Source organism: Enterococcus sp. 10F3_DIV0382, from assembly GCF_002140245.1.
In the GTDB taxonomy this organism is placed as follows: domain Bacteria; phylum Bacillota; class Bacilli; order Lactobacillales; family Enterococcaceae; genus Enterococcus_B; species Enterococcus_B lactis.
Genome location: NZ_NGMF01000001.1, coordinates 1,540,900 through 1,558,867 on the forward strand (window position 1 = coordinate 1,540,900; position 17,968 = coordinate 1,558,867).

19 protein-coding genes and 4 pseudogenes are annotated in these 17,968 nt (G+C 34.2%); 12 read left to right on the plus strand and 11 right to left on the minus strand.

Annotated elements, in window-relative coordinates:
* Positions 1-282: 282 nt before the first annotated feature.
* Complete coding sequence (locus A5849_RS15205; protein WP_002306574.1) at positions 283-537, minus strand: hypothetical protein; 255 nt, start codon at positions 535-537, stop codon at positions 283-285.
* An 86-nt stretch (positions 538-623) separates the two neighbouring features.
* Here A5849_RS15205 and A5849_RS14955 point away from each other — a divergent pair, with 86 nt between their 5' ends.
* From A5849_RS14955 to A5849_RS07790, 5 genes are all read left to right on the plus strand, one after another.
* Positions 624-767: a hypothetical protein gene (locus tag A5849_RS14955; RefSeq protein ID WP_002291935.1), complete on the plus strand. Its 144-nt coding sequence runs from the start codon at positions 624-626 to the stop codon at positions 765-767.
* A 315-nt stretch (positions 768-1,082) separates the two neighbouring features.
* Positions 1,083-1,280, plus strand: a complete 198-nt coding sequence (locus A5849_RS07775; RefSeq protein WP_002291933.1) for a cold-shock protein — start codon at positions 1,083-1,085, stop codon at positions 1,278-1,280.
* Between the two features lie 287 nt (positions 1,281-1,567).
* Positions 1,568-1,921, plus strand: coding sequence for a helix-turn-helix transcriptional regulator (locus A5849_RS07780; protein WP_002306577.1), 354 nt, complete (start codon positions 1,568-1,570; stop codon positions 1,919-1,921).
* A complete protein-coding gene (locus A5849_RS07785) occupies positions 1,899-2,576 on the plus strand; it encodes a type 1 glutamine amidotransferase domain-containing protein (RefSeq protein WP_086310030.1) in 678 nt (225 codons plus the stop codon). Before A5849_RS07780 ends, A5849_RS07785 begins: the two co-directional genes overlap by 23 nt.
* Positions 2,577-3,500, plus strand: coding sequence for an NAD-dependent epimerase/dehydratase family protein (locus A5849_RS07790; RefSeq protein ID WP_002291928.1), 924 nt, complete (start codon positions 2,577-2,579; stop codon positions 3,498-3,500).
* An 80-nt stretch (positions 3,501-3,580) separates the two neighbouring features.
* Here A5849_RS07790 and A5849_RS07795 read toward each other — a convergent pair whose 3' ends face one another.
* The 5 genes and pseudogenes from A5849_RS07795 to A5849_RS07810 form a co-directional block, all read right to left on the minus strand.
* Positions 3,581-3,973: a VOC family protein gene (locus A5849_RS07795; RefSeq protein ID WP_002291926.1), complete on the minus strand. Its 393-nt coding sequence runs from the start codon at positions 3,971-3,973 to the stop codon at positions 3,581-3,583.
* Positions 3,974-4,082: 109 nt separating this feature from the next.
* Positions 4,083-4,874, minus strand: coding sequence for a TraX family protein (locus A5849_RS07800; protein ID WP_002291925.1), 792 nt, complete (start codon positions 4,872-4,874; stop codon positions 4,083-4,085).
* 393 nt (positions 4,875-5,267) lie between these two features.
* Positions 5,268-5,503: pseudogene (locus A5849_RS15325) on the minus strand (hypothetical protein).
* A gap of 159 nt (positions 5,504-5,662) precedes the next feature.
* A complete protein-coding gene (locus tag A5849_RS15330) occupies positions 5,663-5,923 on the minus strand; it encodes a hypothetical protein (RefSeq protein WP_033606565.1) in 261 nt (86 codons plus the stop codon).
* A 181-nt stretch (positions 5,924-6,104) separates the two neighbouring features.
* Positions 6,105-6,518, minus strand: a complete 414-nt coding sequence (locus A5849_RS07810) for an Hsp20/alpha crystallin family protein (RefSeq protein WP_002291922.1) — start codon at positions 6,516-6,518, stop codon at positions 6,105-6,107.
* A 191-nt stretch (positions 6,519-6,709) separates the two neighbouring features.
* Here A5849_RS07810 and A5849_RS07815 point away from each other — a divergent pair, with 191 nt between their 5' ends.
* Complete coding sequence (locus A5849_RS07815; protein WP_002291921.1) at positions 6,710-7,348, plus strand: hypothetical protein; 639 nt, start codon at positions 6,710-6,712, stop codon at positions 7,346-7,348.
* Positions 7,349-7,428: 80 nt separating this feature from the next.
* Here the strand turns inward: A5849_RS07815 and A5849_RS07820 are convergent, their stop codons facing one another.
* On the minus strand, positions 7,429-7,914 hold the full coding sequence (locus tag A5849_RS07820; RefSeq protein ID WP_002306582.1) for a hypothetical protein: 486 nt from the start codon (positions 7,912-7,914) through the stop codon (positions 7,429-7,431).
* 137 nt (positions 7,915-8,051) lie between these two features.
* Entirely contained in the window at positions 8,052-8,267 is a 216-nt protein-coding gene (locus A5849_RS07825; protein WP_002293281.1) for a DUF378 domain-containing protein, read from the minus strand.
* Between the two features lie 610 nt (positions 8,268-8,877).
* On the opposite strand from A5849_RS07825, the gene A5849_RS07830 reads away from it, so the two are divergent.
* Positions 8,878-9,663, plus strand: coding sequence for a glycerophosphodiester phosphodiesterase family protein (locus A5849_RS07830; RefSeq protein WP_086310089.1), 786 nt, complete (start codon positions 8,878-8,880; stop codon positions 9,661-9,663).
* 289 nt (positions 9,664-9,952) lie between these two features.
* Here A5849_RS07830 and A5849_RS07835 read toward each other — a convergent pair whose 3' ends face one another.
* Positions 9,953-10,840 (minus strand): peptidylprolyl isomerase, encoded by an 888-nt coding sequence (locus A5849_RS07835; protein ID WP_002293286.1) that lies wholly within the window; start codon positions 10,838-10,840, stop codon positions 9,953-9,955.
* Between the two features lie 184 nt (positions 10,841-11,024).
* Between A5849_RS07835 and A5849_RS14755 the strand changes: the two are divergent.
* Positions 11,025-11,863: pseudogene (locus A5849_RS14755) on the plus strand (lysostaphin resistance A-like protein).
* 195 nt (positions 11,864-12,058) lie between these two features.
* Positions 12,059-12,872 (plus strand): annotated as a pseudogene (locus A5849_RS07850) (cell wall anchor protein).
* 212 nt (positions 12,873-13,084) lie between these two features.
* Here A5849_RS07850 and A5849_RS15335 read toward each other — a convergent pair.
* Positions 13,085-13,450: pseudogene (locus tag A5849_RS15335) on the minus strand (Spx/MgsR family RNA polymerase-binding regulatory protein); the annotation flags it as partial.
* Between the two features lie 155 nt (positions 13,451-13,605).
* Between A5849_RS15335 and A5849_RS07860 the strand changes: the two are divergent.
* From A5849_RS07860 to A5849_RS07870, 3 genes are all read left to right on the plus strand, one after another.
* Entirely contained in the window at positions 13,606-14,112 is a 507-nt protein-coding gene (locus A5849_RS07860; RefSeq protein WP_002309154.1) for a cysteine hydrolase family protein, read from the plus strand.
* A 168-nt stretch (positions 14,113-14,280) separates the two neighbouring features.
* Positions 14,281-16,194 carry a MucBP domain-containing protein gene (locus A5849_RS07865; RefSeq protein ID WP_002309155.1) on the plus strand — a complete coding sequence of 638 codons (1,914 nt, stop codon included), beginning with the start codon at positions 14,281-14,283 and terminating at the stop codon, positions 16,192-16,194.
* Between the two features lie 4 nt (positions 16,195-16,198).
* On the plus strand, positions 16,199-17,200 hold the full coding sequence (locus A5849_RS07870) for an alpha/beta hydrolase (RefSeq protein ID WP_002313716.1): 1,002 nt from the start codon (positions 16,199-16,201) through the stop codon (positions 17,198-17,200).
* A 243-nt stretch (positions 17,201-17,443) separates the two neighbouring features.
* Here A5849_RS07870 and A5849_RS07875 read toward each other — a convergent pair whose 3' ends face one another.
* Positions 17,444-17,650, minus strand: a complete 207-nt coding sequence (locus A5849_RS07875; protein ID WP_002306600.1) for a DUF3955 domain-containing protein — start codon at positions 17,648-17,650, stop codon at positions 17,444-17,446.
* Positions 17,651-17,968: the final 318 nt, after the last annotated feature.

Consider the following 17,968-nt stretch of genomic DNA (forward strand, 5'->3'; position numbering starts at 1 on the left):
GATAGACAGCAACGGTTGAAAAATAGTAAGAACAATTATGAAGAGTTGAAATTCACATCCTTGTTTCCTAGTATGTTTTTACTATTTCCGTTGCTGTCTATTAATTTATAAACATCGGAGTTACGCATATTTAAAACACATCAATTACTTATTGTCAAAGATAGATATAATACGCATCAGCTTCCGAAGTAGCAGAATTTACCCTGTCTCTTATACACATCTAGATGTGTAATCTAAAAAAATAGCATTAAGGATAACAAGAATCATTTCGATGTATAATAATTAATCATTCTTATAAAGATATCGCAAAACAATGATGAAAAGAATAAGTGATAAAAACAACCCAACTACGTAAAAAAATAATGCTGAAAGCGATTGATAAAATGTATATTTCACTATTTTTATGATAAAAATTGCTGTAGGAAGAAAAGAAAGCATTAATATAACTGTTTTTCTAGAACGTTTAGTGAAGTAAAAAAAAGAGCTGATACCAATACAGACTGGAATCCAAAATAAAAGCATGCTAAATGTGACCACCGTATCATCTCCCATATCGTCTTATGTCAATTAGGATAATAGCACTTTATCAACTAATAACCAAATATTAAGGATAATAGTTCCGAATGGACTACAAACACACCAGAATGGAAAAAGTCAGAAAACCGGAACTAACTGAAATAAAAGCAAAGTTTAAAAAATACGGTGTTCCTACAGAAGCAGTGGATAAAATTGCGAGCAATTGTATTGCCGGCCATCATTCAGGTTGAAAAAGTAAGTAGTTAACGAAGAACAAAAAGAAAGTAGATAGATATGAGATTTTTAATCGGAGATCATACTCGTTCATTAAACAATTGTTGTGATTTTTCTGAAATTTTACATCTTTTAAACCTTATATCTGTCTCTTATACACATCTAGATGTGTATAAGAGACAGGTGTTAGTATTATATCCGTGTTACAGTAAATAAGTAATCTAATTTGAAACGTAATCTGAGCGATATATTCACACTATAAAAACTCCTTTTACCAAGTAATATTAATTGCAATAAAACACGTATTATATACGTATCAGGAGGAATTATATATGAATAAAGGTACAGTAAAATGGTTTAACTCAGATAAAGGTTTTGGTTTCATCACTGGTGAAGATGGAAATGACGTATTCGCTCATTTTTCAGCAATCCAAGGAGAAGGCTTTAAGTCTTTAGATGAAGGCCAAGCAGTTACTTATGATATTGAAGAAGGTCAACGCGGTCTTCAAGCAGTAAATATCGTAAAATAATGTTGAATGTTAACCGCCTCATATGAGGTGGTTTTTTTGTTTATGTTGGTAGAAAAAATCCTTCACTGTAATATTAGGTGAGGGATTTTTTTCGTTCATTGATTAAGTTTAACACTATTGTTTGATTTAGTTTGTTTATTTTCTGTTACTCAATTTTTACTTGCTTTGATATTTTTTTCTGAAACCGTCAAATCATAAAGAAGATACTTTTCTGAGCAAAGGAATTTACATATTTTACCAAATATGGTTTAATGGTTTAAACGTATAAACCAAAGAGGTGAGCTACAATGATTAGACATGATCGTTTAAAAACAGAACTAGAATCATTGAGTGGTTTTTTAGCAGCGTTAGGTGACACAAAAAGACAATTGATCTTGATTAGACTATTAAATGAAAAAAGCTGTCATGGTTTGCAAGTAGGAGAACTAACTGACGATACAGGTTTATCAAGACCAGCAGTATCACACCACTTGAAAATTTTAAAAGACGCCGATTTATTAGAGGTCAGAGAAGAAGGAACTAAAAATTTTTACTATCTAAAACACGAAAATAAAAATATATACAAATTAAGAGATTTTTTGAATGATGTAATAACTGAAATAGAGGAGCTAAAAGATAGTGAAGAAAATTCTGATCGTTGAAACAAACGTCAATCAATATAAAGGAACAAATAAAGCTACTGGGCTTTGGCTAGGAGAAACAGTAGAATTTTTAGCAGAAATCTATAAATATCAGTTTGAAGCTGATTTTGTTAGTCCGTTAGGTGGCTATGTGCCGATTGATCCTAGAAGTATGAAAAATCTAGATTCTGATGTTATGGACATTTATTCTAATGCAACATTTATTGAAAAAGGTTTGAGGAATACGTTGTCTCCTGCAAACGTAAAGAGTGAAGATTATATTGCTATTTACTTTACCGGAGGACATGGTGTGATGTGGGATTTTCCAGAAAATAACGCATTACAAAAAATAGCGAGTGATATTTATGAATCAAATGGCTATGTATTATCTGTGTGCCACGGTATAGCAGGTTTATTGAATATCAGACTTGCTAATAATGACTATTTAATAGCAAATAAAAAATTGACTGGTTTTACTAAAACGGAGGAACGATTAGCGATGAAAAGCAAAGTAGTTCCTTATGATAATGAAGAGATGACTGTAAAGAGAAAAGGACATTTTATCAAGAAGCGTTTCTTTAAGAGTCATGTGGTAAAGGATGGACATCTGATTACTGGACAAAACCCGTATTCAACAAGAGAACTAGCACGAACATTCATCAAGGAGGTTATCTAAATGCAAACAGTTATTGGTAGTAATGGCCAAATTGGATACGAATTAGCAAAAGAACTCAATCAAACGTACGGGAAACAGTTGCGCTTAGTTAGTCGAAATCCGAAATCAATCAACGATACAGACGAACTAATCTCAGCGGATATTTTAGATCGTGAGGCAACTATTCGTGCTGTAGCAGGAAGTGAGATTGTTTATTTTGCTGCAGGATTACCGATGGACTCCGAACAGTGGAAAACAAAATTTGAAATCATGTTAGAAAATGTCATACAGGCTTGTAAAGAAACAAAGGCGAAATTAGTTTTTTTCGATAACACTTATATGTACGAAAAAAATGACACGGAACAATTTGAGGATAGCAAATTTATTTATGATGGTATCAAATCCACTGTTCGAGCTAAAATGGCAGATCGGCTAGTGACTGAAATGGAGAATCCTGACATCGATGTGATGATTTGTCGCGCTCCTGAATTTTATGGACCTAATAAGACGCAAAGTATTACAAACAGTTTATTGTTTAACCGAGTGAAAGACGATAAGACTGCTTTGGTACCAATTTCTGATCAAACTTTAAGGACCTTGATTTGGACACCTGATGCTAGTAAAGCCATGGCACTTTTAGCAAATCATCCTGACACTTATAACCAAACTTGGCATCTACCTTGTGATGTAAGTCGAACATATGAAGAGATGATAAAGTTGATGGAAGAAAAGTTGTGCAAACCGGTAAAATATAAAGTGATCAAACAATGGATGTTTGATCTTGGTTCTATATTCAATAAAAATATGCAAGAGCTAAAAGAGTTACTACCTAGATATCATTATGATAACAAGTTTAATTCTGATAAATTTAAAAAGAAATTTCCAGATTTTGAAATAACAACATTCTCCAATGCGTTAGACGAATTATTCAAATTAGAAAAGTAATGCTACTCGAGAGAAAAAGCGATAGTTGCCATCCACTAAATATGGAAAGTCAACTATCGCTTTTTCGTTTTATCTCATGACTAGAATAACAGTTGCCAAGTAAAGCCAAACTTGTCAGTCACCCAGCAAACTTCCGTATACTTTTCGTAATTTTTTTCATGCATCATTACGGTTCCGCTATCTTTTAATGTATTAAATGCCTGATCAAATTCTTCCTGATTATCTACTTCAATCAAAATGGTAGATGCCCAGGTGGAGACAGGCGCAGGGAAATCTTTTGACATATCCAAAAATCCAATTACTTGATTGCCTAACTTAAGTTCACCTTCAAGGATAAGATCCGATTCCTCTTTGCTCGCATCCCCATACCGATTCAACTTAGTGATTTGGGAGTTAGGAAAAGCTTTGTGATACCAATTGATTGCTTCTTCTGCTTGACCATTATATGTCAAAAACGGTAATAGTTGCTTCATCTTTTTCCCTCCTGCTTCCTTTTTTGAGATCGATTGCAAAGCGATTGTAACATGGAATGGGTAAAAAAGACTAAAGACAGGAACTGAATCGAAATGGTCATTCATCAGTCTAGTATTTATATAAAAAGGCAGACAGCAAATATAATAGGGCAATATGTGCCGGATAAAAAATATAAAAGAAATATTTTATTCCTTTTCCTTTTTGTCCGTTATATAGCAAGATTGGGATGATTGAAAAGATCATTATCCACTGGGTCGTACCTAAAAAGAAGAATATTCCAGCAACAATCGAAATGATGACACATTGAATGTTACGATGATTTCTTGCTAAATAAAGCAAAGGAATCAAAAGAACCATAAAACTATTTTCTGCCAAAAGCAGTGCAGGTAAAAATGATGTAATCAGCATAAAAACAACTTTGTTTTGAAGGATAACAGGACTAGAAAATAACAACGGGATAAATAATGAGAGCAAGATTGGTAAAATGAATAAGAGAATACTTGTAACAATCTTTTTCCAACTTCCTGTATTTTTTCCCTCAGTGAAAAGATCGATTGCATACATCATGACCGTACCAATAAACAGATCTCTGAAAATGTTATTCATTAATACTACTTCATCATAATGAACGATATTACCTAAAAAATAAGTAAAAAAGGCCATAAGAACCATTGAGAGATAAAGCCGCTGCATATATTTCTTTTTATCATGTGTATGTGAGAAGCCTACAACGCTTATAAAAAAGAACAAAGTAGCAACTGGTCTACCAAACCAATCCAGCCAGTCGGGGACACCAAACGGATAAAACATTTGATGAATGTGATCGACAAACATCAATGTAATCCCTAAAATTTTCAAGTCAAAGGTAGAAAGTCCTCTTTTCAAACGAACAGTATTCAAATTTTCCCCTCCTAATGATTAAATAAATGAAACAAGTGACAATCACATTATTAATGAATTGAAGTAAGAAATACAATCGAAAAGTCGAACATTTTTGTCATGTGAATCACTGCAAAAATCAAAACAAAGTAGAAATTATCTTTGGAATATCAGAGAATGAGGGGGGGAAAATAGTATGTAACTATAATTAAATGATGTAAACTTATAATTTGCAAATAATTTCTATGCCAATGTATCACGAACCTAAAAGTAATCTAATTTGTCTAAACGTTTATATATAATAAAAATGTGCGAAATACCGCACTTTTTTATCTTTTTATTTGGTTTTAATGCAAAAAATCAAGTTACAAGATAAATTAGTTGGGACAAACGTGTTTATACATTATTTTTTATTCAAAAAAATAGCACAATGGCAAAGAACATAAGTGAGAGCATAAGCCCCAAGGAATGACTAAAAAGAAAAGCAGAATCACATGCCATGTCATCCTAAATTTCTTCCAGAAAATAAATAAGCGGAAAAAAGGGAAGAAACAGCAAAACATAGATCCAGCACCATTTTCCCCCCTTTTGAAGTAACATAAAACAATAAACATGAATGTGCAGGGAAGTAAATATAAAGCTTTACTCATAGCTAACAAAATACCAGCTCCTTTTATTCTTTATCCCTCACATTCAAAGAGTAACAATGGTATGTACTTAATAATAGAAAAATGGATCAACTTGTATGAATATCAAATGAAAAGTTCTACGCCAAAATAAAAAACTTCCAGCCAATTTTGACTGGAAGCTTATTTTTTTCTGAAATATCCTAACACACAAATGAAAAAGATGGCCGAAGCTAATAAACCGATTTCGTAGTAAAACAATGAAATACCAGAGTCATAATAATAAAAGCCTCTGATTTTATGGATAAAATAAATCATCGGACAAGCAGATAAAAGTAAGTATTTGTTCGGTTTTTTGAATAAGTAAAAGAAAATACTGGTCATTATGATGAATGGTATCCAAAATAAAAGTTTACTTAAGACAATCAAATGATCAACTCCCATATTTTTTACCAAGAGAGATCATACCATCTTTATCGCCAAAACAAAATATTTTTTTGTATCGTTTGAAATTTTAATTAGGATTATTGAATTAGTTCTGAATAACTATAAATTTCAATTAGAAATCACTTGTTCTTATCAAAAATAAAAATATCGCCTCTCATTTATTGAGAGGCGAAAGTTCTTAGTTTAACTCAATTTTTTTCGTTTCTTTTGGATGATGCGCCGTTTTAGGTAATGCTAATTTCAGTACACCATTTTTAAAGGTTCCGGTGATTTTTTCTTCATCAACATCAGGAAGATAGAATGAACGTTTGTAAGAGACCGAATGTCTTTCTTTCCGTACATAGTTGCCATTTTCTTTATCTTCCGTATGGGACTCGTGGTTGGCGGAGATCGTCAAAGTATTGTCTGAATATTCAACTGTCGTGTCTTCTTTGTCACAGCCAGGCATATCAGCTGTTAGTTTGTATTCTTTTTCGTTTTCAACTAAATCTACTTTTGGATAACTTGAAACACCTAAAAAATCATTGAACGCTGGACTAAACACATCATTGAAATCAGGGAACATGTCGCGAATGCTAGGTACATTTGCCATTTTTGATCATCCTTTCAATAGAGTATTTTTTATTTATCCCTATTTATGTAATAACTCTATTTTGAAAAAAATTCAAGTATAACGATTGTCTTTGTGAATGTTTCATCTAGTGAATTACAAAGGTTATCTTTCTAATTTGAGAAAGGGTTTGCTAGAATAATAGTAAGAAAATAATTTAGAGAGGAGAAAATATGGCAAAAACCACAAATCCCTATTGGCGAGAAGAAAGCAGAATCTATCATTTAGAATTAGAAATCGCTAGGACAAGCAATCCACAAAAGAAACGTGAACTCGGCTATCTTTTAGAAAAAGAAAAAACAGCTTTGCAGCAACGAAAATGGCGAGATCGAGAAGCGCGAAATTACCAAATAAAAACGATACGTAAAACCCGTAGAAGAAAAATCGTCTATTACACATGTTGTATAGCAGGAATCATCATCGTGTCATTTTTTATAATAAGCAAATTCTTTTACCCAAATGTAGAAAAATTGGATTTAGAAAACCATCCGGCGACTAATTTTATTACACAACTGACAAAAAGCGAAGTAGATACCACAAATTTAACAAGAGAGCAAGTAGAGAAGTGGGCATACTATCATTTGAAGTTAGAAGATCCAACTATTGTAAGCGCTAACCATTATTGGTTTGACGTTCGTATCAATCAAGTTAGAGAAGTAGAAGTAGATATTTTTATGGAAGAAGTAGCTGTAGCAAACTATGTAGTTGACGCAAATGGTCACTTATATCGTATGACTGCATCTGACAAAAAAATGGTGGCGAATAAATGGGACGTACCAGAGAATTTTGAAATAGAAAACGCGAACGATTGAGATACTCGTTCGCGTTTTTCAAAATAAAATAGCGTTAAAACACACAATGAACAGACAGAAATGTGAAATTTTCTATATCATCAAAACGGTGTGCCGTACGCATCAGTAATCAAGATCACTCCATCGGGGGAAACTCGATAGAAACCGACACTTCCTGATCCTCCTTGGGCACGAGTCTGCTTGCTAGAAGTCGTGAACAAATAATCTTGATCGATTTTTTGATAAAAGCTAGTAACGATATCTTCACTTTGTAATTCGGAACGATGGGCAATAAGAAATAGAAGTGCTTCATCAGAGTTTTCCAATGGAAGAGAAGGTTCAGTTCTTTCTTGCATTTCAGATGTTGAAGAAATGGTAGACGACTGAATGCTTGATTGGCTATATTGAGAATCTACATTATTAGTAGAAGTATTAGTAATGGAAGCAGTAGAAGTACTTTTAGTTGAACCGACCACAGGTGTTGAATTGGTTAGTGAAGATTCATTGATAGAATTCTTTGTAGCATTTCCACAGGCTGAAAAAAGTAGTACAACCCCTAACAATCCTACGTAAATCCCTTTATTCATGATGGTACCTCCTAAAATAGATTATCTTGATTCAGTATACCACTTTCCATGTGGAATCAGATGACTTCAAATAAAAAAACCTTCCCACTAATGGGAAGGTTCATGAAGATAATTGCTTTTTTTATAATTATAGCTTTTTAATATCTTTCATCAACTTTTCTAGTAATCATAGGGAAAAATTTCAAGCAGTAAATCGCACAAATACCTACGATGATATAAATGATCTTCGCAAAAATAGTTGTTGAACCACCAGCAATCATAGCTACTAAATCAAATTCGAACAAGCCTACCAACAACCAGTTCAGCCCTCCCACAATCAATAAAGTTAATGCAATAGCATCTAAAGTTTTCATTAGAATTCTCCTTTCTTAAATGATAAAATGATTATATATCAAAAAGAGAAACATTGCTTATATAACGCTCAGGGATTTTAGCAAATGATGCAAAAAGAGGAAAAACAAGTAAAGGTATCGCAGATAATGCCTTCAATCAAAAAAAGAAATAGACTTACAAAACGTCTGATTTTCAACATTGACAGTCAGAAATACTTGATGAGCTCCGATGAGGGATGAGGAATGACTTGCGGACTCACTTATCCATAAAATAAACGATAGCCTTCTCGAAAACTCGAGAAGGCTATCTGACGATTCAATATTCATTAATTTAAAGTTTCGGTGACTATTACTAACTATTACTTATTTCTCATTTAAACGATGTATTCCCTAACCTCTAATACATCCTTGTAACTCTGAAGTTACGCCAGTTTTGAATAAATTTCATAAAAACAAATGAAAAGTGTCGCATAAAAATATCTTTCGTGTTTCTTTAGTATAACAGAACAAGAAGAAAAAGTCCATAAGGGATATTTTTAGCTCGTTTTAAAATAACTTTTTAAACAGGTTTAAGTTTGCTATACTTGTTTTTGAGGTGATTTGGCAAGTGAAAAAAAAGATTGGAATAGTAATGCTATTCACTGTTTTATTAACAGGATGTGTTTCATTAGCAAATAATTGGTTGGAACATGAAGGTACTTACTTAGTGGCTCATCGTGGCGCACACATTATTGCGCCTGAGAATACGGTGGAGAGTATCCATCAAGCAAAAATATTAGGCTACCAAGCAGTCGAGATTGATGTTCGGACAAGTAGAGACGGCGTGAATTTTTTGATGCATGATGACACATTGGATCGAACAACAGATGGAACGGGGAAACCAGAGACATACACGATCAAACAACTAAAGAAGTTTAATTTAGATACGAAAAACTATCCAGAATACGTAAATAAAAAAGTTAAGATACCTACTTTTGAAGAAGCCGTAAAGGAAATCAAAAAAAATAACTTGATTGTCAACGTGGATGGTTCAAAAGGAAACTGGCAGGATGAACATTTTGTTAATGACATCGTAAACACGCTAAAACAAAATAGTGTGTATGAACGTTCATTTTTTGTACTGACGGATAAAAAGATCCGAGACGAAGTCGTAAAGAATCATCCTGACTGCACAGTATCTTGGTTATATGACCAAAAAAATAAACTTGAAGATGAGATTGAACAAGTAAAAAGTTATAAAAAAGCGTTGCTCTCACTATCTAATGATGCTGCTACAGAAGAAACAATCAATAAACTAAATAAATCTGGAATCGAGTATCAAGTGTATGGGGTAAATGACGTTAAACGATTTGAAGTGTTAAAAAAATCATCCGTTCCAATCGTAGAAACGGATGAAATCAATCCTAGTGATTTATAAACATAATATATTCATTTTATGTAATTATTCATCTTTATATCCATTTTTGAACCTAGGTCGTCAAGTTGACTTAGGTTTTTTTATATAGCATGTTCATAAATAAAAATACTTCTTTTTTATTTTATATTGATATGATTGTGATAAATTCAGTTACTTGTTTTGGTATGGAACTTGTTTTGGTATGGAAAAAAATAACCCGCATGAGGTCGTGGCAGAAGTGTTCATCTTTAAGAAATAAGAAGTAATTTCCGAAACTTGCTTGCCACATCCCCAATCGGGTCAAACTTGTTTATTTGAATATATTTTTTACATAAGGATCTTTAATAGTTACATTGTCTTTTTTCATCACTTTATGGATTGTTTTATCCATGAATTCCGTATCAAGGGTTTTTGTTTCCGTGGCGATTTTTTCTAGCTCTGATTTGTATTTATCTTTATTGGCACCTTTATCCTGTTTTTTTACCATTTTTACTAGATAATAGCTTTGCTGATAAGTCGTTGGATCTGTTACAGGAATGATATCAGAAACTTCCCCGTTGTTTAATTGAAATGCTGCTTTTTTTACTTCAGTAGGAATCCCTGGATTGGTTGAATCAAAATTCATTTTTCCATCAGTTTCCTTTAGTGTTTTATTTTTTCCATAAGCTTGAACAAGCTTGGAGAAATTTTCCCCTTCATTTACTTCTTTTTTTGCATTATCTGCTTCTTCTTTAGTCGAAAATGGGATGATCTGTGTACTAACTTCTGGATGGAATTCTTTCCAAGCAGTGTCTAGATCTTTATCTGTTAATTTTACATTGGCTTTCAAACCGTACTGGAAAGCCAGCATCTGTTTCAAAAGTTTCTTATATGTCTCTTCCGTTTGGCCAACTGCTTTTAATTGTTCTTTGTAGTTTGGACCAAGTTTTTTGATCTGTTCATTATATTCTTTTGTTATTTCCTTTGAAGAAATCTCTTTTCCGTATACATCATCAAATGCTTTGAAGACGATCATTTTTCTTAATAGTGTTTGATTGTTTGATTTAACTTTTGGGTTATCATAAAAATCCTGAACTGTAAGTGTTCCACCTTTAAACGTTGCAATTGTTTCATTGGACTTGCTACAACCTGAGAATAGCAAAATAGCAAATGCTGAAAGGCACATAATCAGTAGTTGTTTTTTTAAAAAATTTCCCATCCTTTCCTTATTAAAGACAGTCTAACAGAAGAACCAGGCAGACAGTCTTTCATTTTCGTAAGGTTGCTGTAGACATTCTTAGTTCGTAAAAATCTATTCTCTCTATGATGGAGAACATTTACATAGTTTTCACGAGACAAGAAAGAAAAGGGTTATTACACTTAATATAAAGGAGGGATGAAAGATGATCAGGATTATTCGATTGATTGGCTCTGTTTTAATAGTCTTAGTTGGTTTTGTTTTAGGAATTCTTGTCAATAATGCACTTGCGGATATGTTTCTTGGAGACAGTGAATGGATTGGAGCAATTGCTGGTACGGTTGGACATTTAGTTGTTTTTTTACTAGCTTTATTTCTTGCTAGTAAGATAGAAGGGAAAAAAGTGGAAGATTATGGTATTTCTGGACGAGGAAAAGACTGGGGGTATTTAGTGGGAGGTCTCGTTGGTGGAATTGGAGTGTTTCTGCTTATTACTAGTCCATTATATTTGATAGGGGCGTATCGGTTAGATTCAGGAAACGCAAATATTGTGCCGCTGATCACGAGTTTTATTTTATTTATTGCAGTGGGGTATCCGAAGAGCTTTTATTCCGTGGCTTTTTTCAGCACCAGCTGCTTAGATTTGGTCCGTTAATAGCAATGATTGGATCTGCTGCATTATTTGCTCTTTTGCACGGATTGAATCCTAACATGACATTTCTGGCAGTTTTCAATATCTTTTTAGCAGGTTGCTTTTTCAGTGCACTTATCTACAGTACAGAAAGTTTATTTACGGCCATCGGTGCTCACATTACTTGGAATTGGACACAAGGAGTTATTTTAGGTATACCAGTCAGCGGAACGTAAGAACAAGGTTTTTTCTCCACTCTGGTCCAATCGCAAAACACAATAATTACTGGGGGAAACTTTGGGGCTGAAGCGTCTATATCGACTACATTATTCTTGTTAGTCTTGATTGTTGGTTTGTTACTCTATGCATATAAAACAAAGCGAATGAAGAAACATACTGCTGTTTATCAATAAAAGATGAAGAAAGCAAGGCTGATATCGGTCTTGCTTTTTTAAGTCTTTCATTGATTAAACGAAAAAGTAAACAGATTCAAACGAATACACGACATCTTTTGTTAGATTTTCACAACTGACTGTCGTGTTCTCATCATTTTCATTTTATATAATTCCTTTATCAAATAGAAGGTTATTATATGGAGAGTGATTGAAATGAAGAAAACAGCGACCGTATTATTTGTTATTCTTGGGCTAAGTATAATTGCAGCAATGATTGGAATCAGTACTTCTGCAAATGAACGGACAAATGAAAATCTTTCATTTACTGTGAAAACTGATCGGATCGTTTATGACGTGACACAACAAGTCATTACTGTTCCGATCAAACCAAATAAAAGCGTGAATGCTAGTGATATACATGCTGTTTTAACATATGGTTGGGATGGTAATGGAAGTTCAGAAAAGGTTATTGGGGAAGTTTATTTAAAGGACGTACAATGGACCGCTGGTATTGAGTATACAATAATGATTTCTGCAGAACTATCGATTGATGAGATCAAGAGTAAAGATAAAGTTGATTTGATTGTTTTTTATGATGGACAGATGACGATTACGGAGAATTTGAAACCAAGTAGTTGGACAGTTGTTGGACCGTCGAGCAGTACGGATAGTACGAGCAGTGAAAGCAGTACGGATAGTACGAGTAGTGAAAGTAGCACAGGAAACACAAGTAGCGAAAGCAGCACAGGAAAAGTAAATAATGAACTTGATTTGGTACCTATCATACCAACTAAGGAACAAAAGAGAAATGCAGGGAGCAACCTAAAAAGTGTGCTAAAACAGTCTGATTTTGTTTCTCGTGGAATTGATCATCAAGAAAAAGCGAAAGAAACAGATAAGAGAAAAAGCGATTTACCAGAAACTGGTAGTAGAACCATAAACAAGCTAATTACATGGATGGTTGTGTTACTCATTTTGATTTGTAGGAGCAAGCTATTTTCGTTCTCTCTTCCATCGAGTGAAATAAAGAATAAAAGCAACAGATTTAAAATTGAATAAAACGATAGATTTTTGAGTGAATATTTCATTCGAGAGTGCTGTATTGCCTGGCGAAGTTGTAGCTTTGCCAGGTTTATTTTTGTTTACTAACATATTTGAGAAACAGGAAATAACAGGAACGCAAAGATTATTTTCTTTAAAATCAACAAGATGACCAGAAAGCAAGAGTTCGTTGAGCTCTTGTTTTCTTTTAGTTTTAGGAAGGAACATCCTGATTTTATCTTCGCTAAATCCAGTCAAAAGTTTTGCAGGTTGGTCGTAGATAATCGGTTTTTTCAATAAAGAAGGGGACGTACGAATCTCAATATATAGTTCACTCAAACTGAGCTCATCTATTCTGTGAACAAGATTTTTATAACTAATAGAATGAGTAGAGAGCATTTCGGTCACGCCATTGTTTGTCAATTTTAGTAAGTGGATAAATTCATTTTTGGTTAGTGGTTGACGAATTAAGTTCTGTTCGATAAACGGTATATCATGTGTGATAAGCCAACGTTTTGCGCGTCTAGAAGACGAGCAACTAGAACCTATATATAATTTAATCATGATACATTCCTCCAATAGCTAAATATTTATGAAATAATAACATGAAGAAATAGTCGAAAAGTGCCATTTATAGGTGTAAAATAAGAAATTGTTGTCACGTATAAAGGAACTAACTAGATAAGAAATACTATTAAATCAAGAAAGAAGGCATACGTATGTCAAACACAGCCGACGCATTCGTAGTGATCGATTTACAAAAAGGGGTATGTTTTGATTCTTCGCCGATACACGGATTAAAAACAGTGACAGCATTAGTGAATAAAAGAATCAAAGCATACGAAACGATTGGAAAGCCAGTTATTTTCGTTCAACACGAAGATGATCAATTAGTACCAAAAACAAAACCATGGGAGCTATTGTCGGAATTATCTATTCCTGAACACAGTTATTTTGTGAGAAAAACCCATGCGAATTCATTTTATAAGACTAATTTGAGTATGTTATTAACTGAATTGGACTGTCATTCGATCGAATTATGTGGGGCGCAAACAGAGTATTGTATAGATACGACTGTGAAGTTTGCTCATGGATTAGGATACCAGCTTATGATGTGCAGAGGAGCAGCGACGACTTATGATCATCCTTTTATGAAAGCAAAGGAAACAATCGCTTTTTACGAAAAGATTTGGGATAAACGATTTCTGACATTTTTGGAGCAATAAGCTGTTTCATTGTTTAAAGAAAAGCAGAATGGATAAACCAGTATCCATTCTGCTTTGTTACGTAAATTGAGAAAATAATCCTGTTCTATTTTTATGGGATAAACCGTTTGTTTTTTGTATAAAAAATGTTTGCGTTTACATATAATTCTCCTAGAATCATAAAAAGGAGTGAATCGATTGAGAACAAAACAAGTGTTAAAGGGAGCGTTGGTCGTCTTATTTGCTGTAAGTACAAATGTCCCGCAATGGTCAGTATATGGAGAGAGTATCTTTTCCGAATCGGGATCTAGGGAGGTCGAAACCACGGAAACAACTGATGCTAGAAACGAAACGAAATCGAGTACTTCACAAACAGAAACAAGTACTGAAACAACGGCTGAGACATCTGTTACTAGCACAGATCAAGAAACGACCGCTACCACAGATAACCAACAAACAGATGAAGCAACAGCTACAAAAACGCCAAACGACAAATCCTCTTCTGCTAAAGTAAGTGACAAAGAGAATGGGACAGAAAATGATGATATCGGTAAAGGCGAAAACTTCAATGGTAAGAAATATCTTAATTACTTCGGTAAACAGATGACAGATATACTTAATGGACCAGTAGATGAAATTAACGCACGACTAATAGGTTTAGTATTAAGTGAGCTTTTTGGTAAGGATTATGGTGTAGACAAAGAGATTATCAAACATCTGATTGCTACTTATCTATTGTATGATATCGCTTTTTCTAAAAATAGTGTGTTGATGTCAATGCTTGGAGGTACAGATGATGGTACGACGCCTACAGAAAACACAGGCTTCTATCCAAACACAAAACAACTTCATCAAACTGTACTAAACAAACAAGACGGCAAAATGATGGATGTGTATGCTTACTATGTCGACCAGGGTTCAGATAAAACAGTCATGATCCATGTCGGATTTAGAGGGAATTGGAATAATGGGATCGTTACAGAAGAATACAATGATTTTTATAAGGCAGGGTATAATTTATTATTTGTTGATTCCAGAGCAACTGGTAACAGTGGAGGCGATTATGTAACCTATGGACAATATGAATCAGATGATGTCCTTTACTGGATCAATCAAGAAGTTCGAGAACGTCCATCTCAAAAGATCCTGCTGTATGGTGGTTCCATGGGAGCAGCTACGATGATGTCTGTATTAGCAAAAGATATCCCAGTCAATGTCAAAGGAATTATTGAAAATTGCGGATTTGCATCAATCGATGAACAACTACGTTTTACGTATAGCCAGACAGTAGTCCCTGCATTACCGCCTGCCATAAAAAATCAGTTAGACATCATTGGGGATCAAGAGCATGAAGATTTGTTTATGGGGCTTTTGAAACAATATTATTTTGATCAGGAGATGCATTTGGATCCGACAGCCGCTCTACCTACGATTGGAATGTCTGGTTCATTGCCTAAATTGATCATCCATGGAACGGCAGATGATGTAGTACCTGTGTCTAACGCGCAAAAACTATATGAGTTAGCAGGAGGATATAAAGACCTTTTATTGGTAGAAGGAGCAGGGCATGGAAAGGCACAGGAAGTTGACCATGCTGCCTACACGAAACATGTAACGGACTTTTTGAAAGTAGTGTTCCATGATCAGATAAACGTGAAATATGTGGATGAAAACAATAAAAGTCTACTCAAAGACCAGGACGAAATCCGGCTTTACGGAGCTTATGGAGAGAATTATGTGACAGAGCAAAAGACATTCGAAGGATACGAATTAGCAAATGTTGAAGGACCGACTGAAGGGGTTTTTAACGAGACGACACCAACTATTATTTACCATTACAAAAAAATCCCAGTAGTTCCACCAAAAAAACAAGATCCGGCAGAGAATGCAGACAATAAGGGAAAGGATGAACCTCGAGATGATCAATCAAGTGATGATACGCTACCGATTCAGATGACAGTGAAAGTACAAAAAAAGACAGATACAAAAAAAGGAATGTTGCCGAAAACTGGGGAAAAGAAACATTCGCTTCTCATTTATTCAGGTGGATTTTTATCTGCTAGCACGATTATCACATGGATTTGGCGAAGAAAGAGAGGGTAAATGAATGAAATGGTTCAAGCGAATAGTGATTGCAGTGCCAGTTATCATCGTAGTTATTTTAGTCACTGTATTTTTGATTAATCAAATCACACCAAAGCCGATTAGTTTGCTTGTTAGAAAACAATTTGACACAAGTGAAAAAGAACAAGTATATGCCAGACCAGACGATTTCCAGCAAAAAATCAAACAAATCGATAGAAATAAAGAAATAACTTATCCTTCAAAGTACAAAAACAATCATATGGATATCTACACACCGAAAACGGAGAAGAAAAAGTTGCCCATCCTTTTCTGGATGCATGGAGGCGCATATGTAGGAGGGGATAAAAACGATTGTCGTGATTATTTGGAATACCTATGTTCAGACACGCAGCAGATCGTCGTAAATATCGATTATGAACGATCACCTGAAGCAAAGCATCCTACACCAGTTATCCAATTGAACGAAGCCATTCAAGCAGCCAAAAAAGAGATAAAAGAGCAAGCGGATTGGTCGAATATTTCGATTGGTGGCGATTCAGCAGGCGCACAAATTAGCGGAGAGTATTTGTTAGCACTTCAAAACGAAGAAATCAAAAAAGCCGATCAACTTGATCCAACTTTGGAGAACAAGCAGATCACAAAATTTGTTTCTTTGTCTGGACTACTAGACCCTTCTGCATTTACCCAAGTAAGTGATAAGATTTCTAGCTTTCTTTATGCAAAATGTGGATGGGCTTATTTTGATAGTAAGAACTTTGAACGTTTAGAAGACGTCAAACATTTAGCTTTAGCAAGACATGCAGACCGTTGGACGCAAAAAACATTCTTGACGGATGGGAACACAAATACGTTTACGAAACAAATGGAACAAACAGCTTCTGCATTTGAAAAAGTAGGAGTGAAAGTCACAAAAGTAGACTATACGAAGAAAAATGTTGTCTTGAACCATGAATATCAGTTTGATTTTAGTAATAAACAAGCGCAAGAAACATACCAAAAATTAGTAGCATTTTTCAAGGAATAAACGCTCATGATGTAAAAGAGGATGTGAAGAAACTGCTTAGTTCCGAGTCAGAAGGAACTAAGCAGCTTCTCAGGTTTGATGAATAGTGGGACTGGTGACTGAAGAGCTTGTAGGTACCGTGTATCAGTTCTCGCGAAAGAGACGTCCAGCCTATTGTCAAAAGATTGTTTATGGAAAATATTTATTCGGAATAAGGAAAGGTGATATGTTTTTTTTACGGTCTCTTTTACGTAAATTTTATAGTCAGATTTGTTGTTTCGATCGTTTAAAAAAGGCAACAAATCCGAATCCAGCGGAGGCAAAAAGGGATAAAAGACCGAGCGGTAAGCAAAAGAATGCTGGTTCTACTAATATTCCGTTGTTATTGATATAAGGCTGGGAGCAAAGATGAATAGCAAATAAAATCAATGCACTAGCGAAAAAAAGCAAAGAAATATGAATAGCTTTCATACGCAGCACCTCCTTTTTTTATAATTATAGGATAGATAGATTAAGAATTCATAAATGTGTCAAGTTTGTTAGAACGTGAACAAAAAATACCATCCATCTATCATAAGTAAGTTTGGAGCAAAGTTATCTCATGATAAATGAAAAAGGATTCATCCATCATATAGATAGGAAGTTCATTAGTATATGTCTAGACCAATAATGGAAAATATGAGAAAATAATAGAAAAGGTTTAGGATACCCCCCAAAAAGAATTTCCCCAAAAAATCGATGTATCCTAAACTTTTTTATTTTACATAACAATCATAACAACTGTGAAAT

Excerpts from the sequence above, each read along its gene's own strand:
- A5849_RS14955 (WP_002291935.1), top strand. The coding sequence starts at position 624 with ATGGACTACAAACACACCAGAATGGAAAAAGTCAGAAAACCGGAACTA.
- A5849_RS07775 (WP_002291933.1), top strand. The coding sequence starts at position 1,083 with ATGAATAAAGGTACAGTAAAATGGTTTAACTCAGATAAAGGTTTTGGT.
- A5849_RS07780 (WP_002306577.1), top strand. The coding sequence starts at position 1,568 with ATGATTAGACATGATCGTTTAAAAACAGAACTAGAATCATTGAGTGGT.
- A5849_RS07790 (WP_002291928.1), top strand. The coding sequence starts at position 2,577 with ATGCAAACAGTTATTGGTAGTAATGGCCAAATTGGATACGAATTAGCA.
- A5849_RS07795 (WP_002291926.1), bottom strand. The coding sequence starts at position 3,973 with ATGAAGCAACTATTACCGTTTTTGACATATAATGGTCAAGCAGAAGAA.
- A5849_RS15330 (WP_033606565.1), bottom strand. The coding sequence starts at position 5,923 with ATGGGAGTTGATCATTTGATTGTCTTAAGTAAACTTTTATTTTGGATA.
- A5849_RS07810 (WP_002291922.1), bottom strand. The coding sequence starts at position 6,518 with ATGGCAAATGTACCTAGCATTCGCGACATGTTCCCTGATTTCAATGAT.
- A5849_RS07815 (WP_002291921.1), top strand. The coding sequence starts at position 6,710 with ATGGCAAAAACCACAAATCCCTATTGGCGAGAAGAAAGCAGAATCTAT.
- A5849_RS07820 (WP_002306582.1), bottom strand. The coding sequence starts at position 7,914 with ATGAATAAAGGGATTTACGTAGGATTGTTAGGGGTTGTACTACTTTTT.
- A5849_RS07825 (WP_002293281.1), bottom strand. The coding sequence starts at position 8,267 with ATGAAAACTTTAGATGCTATTGCATTAACTTTATTGATTGTGGGAGGG.
- A5849_RS07830 (WP_086310089.1), top strand. The coding sequence starts at position 8,878 with ATGCTATTCACTGTTTTATTAACAGGATGTGTTTCATTAGCAAATAAT.
- A5849_RS07835 (WP_002293286.1), bottom strand. The coding sequence starts at position 10,840 with ATGGGAAATTTTTTAAAAAAACAACTACTGATTATGTGCCTTTCAGCA.
- A5849_RS07860 (WP_002309154.1), top strand. The coding sequence starts at position 13,606 with ATGTCAAACACAGCCGACGCATTCGTAGTGATCGATTTACAAAAAGGG.
- A5849_RS07870 (WP_002313716.1), top strand. The coding sequence starts at position 16,199 with ATGAAATGGTTCAAGCGAATAGTGATTGCAGTGCCAGTTATCATCGTA.
- A5849_RS07875 (WP_002306600.1), bottom strand. The coding sequence starts at position 17,650 with ATGAAAGCTATTCATATTTCTTTGCTTTTTTTCGCTAGTGCATTGATT.